This window comes from Xanthomonas sp. LMG 12460 (genome assembly GCF_009192895.1).
GTDB lineage: Bacteria > Pseudomonadota > Gammaproteobacteria > Xanthomonadales > Xanthomonadaceae > Xanthomonas_A > Xanthomonas_A sontii.
The window spans coordinates 2,501-5,326 of the sequence record NZ_NKUH01000077.1; the positions used below are offsets into that span (position 1 = coordinate 2,501).

A 2,826-nucleotide genomic window follows, 5' to 3' on the forward strand; every position below is an offset into this window, starting at 1 on the left:
CGAGCGAACGGGGACTAGCCCTTAAGCTGGTATGGTTTTAGAAAAACAACCTGGAAAGGTTGGCCATAGAAGGTGATAGCCCTGTATTTGAAAGGGCCATACCAGTGAAGACGAGTAGGGCGGGGCACGTGAAACCCTGTCTGAACATGGGGGGACCATCCTCCAAGGCTAAATACTCCTGACCGACCGATAGTGAACCAGTACCGTGAGGGAAAGGCGAAAAGAACCCCGGAGAGGGGAGTGAAATAGATCCTGAAACCGTGTGCGTACAAGCAGTAGGAGCTCGCAAGAGTGACTGCGTACCTTTTGTATAATGGGTCAGCGACTTACTGTTCGTGGCAAGCTTAACCGTATAGGGGAGGCGAAGGGAAACCGAGTCTGATAAGGGCGCATAGTCGCGGGCAGTAGACCCGAAACCGGGTGATCTAGTCATGCCCAGGGTGAAGGTCAGGTAACACTGACTGGAGGCCCGAACCCACTCCCGTTGCAAAGGTAGGGGATGAGGTGTGATTAGGAGTGAAAAGCTAATCGAACCCGGAGATAGCTGGTTCTCCTCGAAAGCTATTTAGGTAGCGCCTCATATGTATCCTCTCGGGGGTAGAGCACTGTTATGGCTAGGGGGTCATCGCGACTTACCAAACCATTGCAAACTCCGAATACCGAGACGGACTGTATGGGAGACACACGGCGGGTGCTAACGTCCGTCGTGAAAAGGGAAACAACCCAGACCCACAGCTAAGGTCCCAAATTCACTGCTAAGTGGAAAACGATGTGGAAAGGCATAGACAGCCAGGAGGTTGGCTTAGAAGCAGCCACCCTTTAAAGAAAGCGTAATAGCTCACTGGTCGAGTCGGTCTGCGCGGAAGATTTAACGGGGCTAAGCAGTGAACCGAAGCTTGGGGTGCATCGCGATAAGCGATGCGCGGTAGAGGAGCGTTCCGTAAGCCTGCGAAGGTAGATTGAGAAGTCTGCTGGAGGTATCGGAAGTGCGAATGCTGACATGAGTAACGACAATGCGGGTGAAAAACCCGCACGCCGAAAGCCCAAGGTTTCCTTGCGCAACGTTAATCGGCGCAGGGTGAGTCGGCCCCTAAGGCGAGGGCGAAAGCCGTAGTCGATGGGAAGCAGGTTAATATTCCTGCACCTCGCGTAAGTGCGATGGAGGGACGGAGAAGGTTAGGTGTACCGGGCGTTGGTTGTCCCGGGGAAAGGCGGTAGGTTTGGATCTTTGGCAAATCCGGGATCCTTTAAGACCGAGCACCGAGACGAGTCTTTTAGACGAAGTCACTGATACCACGCTTCCAGGAAAAGCTCCTAAGCTTCAGCTTACGCAGACCGTACCGTAAACCGACACAGGTGGGTAGGATGAGAATTCTCAGGCGCTTGAGAGAACTCGGGTGAAGGAACTAGGCAACATGGCACCGTAACTTCGGGAGAAGGTGCACCCTTTTTGGTGGCTCGTGCGAGCTATAGCTGAAGAGGGTCGCAGAAACCAGGCCGCTGCGACTGTTTATCAAAAACACAGCACTCTGCAAACACGAAAGTGGACGTATAGGGTGTGACGCCTGCCCGGTGCTGGAAGGTTAATTGATGGGGTCAGCCGCAAGGCGAAGCTCTTGATCGAAGCCCCAGTAAACGGCGGCCGTAACTATAACGGTCCTAAGGTAGCGAAATTCCTTGTCGGGTAAGTTCCGACCTGCACGAATGGCGTAACGACAGCGGCGCTGTCTCCACCCGAGACTCAGTGAAATTGAAATCGCTGTGAAGATGCAGCGTTCCCGTGGCAAGACGGAAAGACCCCGTGAACCTTTACTATAGCTTTACACTGAACGTTGAGTTCGTCTGTGTAGGATAGGTGGGAGGCTATGAAACTGTGGCGCTAGCTGCAGTGGAGCCATCCTTGAAATACCACCCTGTCGTGCTTGACGTTCTAACCTAGGTCCGTAATCCGGATCGGGGACCGTGTATGGTGGGTAGTTTGACTGGGGCGGTCTCCTCCTAAAGAGTAACGGAGGAGCACGAAGGTACGCTCAGCGCGGTCGGACATCGCGCACTGTGTGCAAAGGCATAAGCGTGCTTGACTGCAAGATCGACGGATCAAGCAGGTACGAAAGTAGGTCTTAGTGATCCGGTGGTTCTGTATGGAAGGGCCATCGCTCAACGGATAAAAGGTACTCCGGGGATAACAGGCTGATACCGCCCAAGAGTTCATATCGACGGCGGTGTTTGGCACCTCGATGTCGGCTCATCACATCCTGGGGCTGTAGTCGGTCCCAAGGGTATGGCTGTTCGCCATTTAAAGTGGTACGCGAGCTGGGTTCAGAACGTCGTGAGACAGTTCGGTCCCTATCTGCCATGGGCGTTGGAGATTTGAGAGGGGCTGCTCCTAGTACGAGAGGACCGGAGTGGACGAACCTCTGGTGTTCCGGTTGTCACGCCAGTGGCATTGCCGGGTAGCTATGTTCGGAAGCGATAACCGCTGAAAGCATCTAAGCGGGAAGCGCGCCTCAAGATGAGATCTCCCGGGACACAAGTCCCCTAAAGGAACCATGTAGACTACGTGGTTGATAGGTCAGGTGTGTAAGTGCAGCAATGCATTGAGCTAACTGATACTAATGATCCGTGCGGCTTGACCATATAACCTCAAGATGCTTCCTCATAAGCATCCCTTAGCGCGACACACGTCGATCGCTCTCACTCGCTCGCTACATCACACCCCATGAGAGGCTGGCGCCCTGCCGTCCTCGGTCCAACAACCGAGAACTCGCACGCGGCGACACTCCAACCGTCTCCCTGGTGAAATTAGCGCTGTGGAACCACCCGATC

Annotated in this window: 1 rRNA gene (running past one end of the window); it reads left to right on the forward strand. The window is 54.1% G+C overall.

The window, feature by feature from the left end:
- Positions 1–2,637, forward strand: a 23S ribosomal RNA gene (locus CEK66_RS15300) (it extends 243 nt beyond the left edge of the window).
- Positions 2,638–2,826 lie beyond the last annotated feature (189 nt).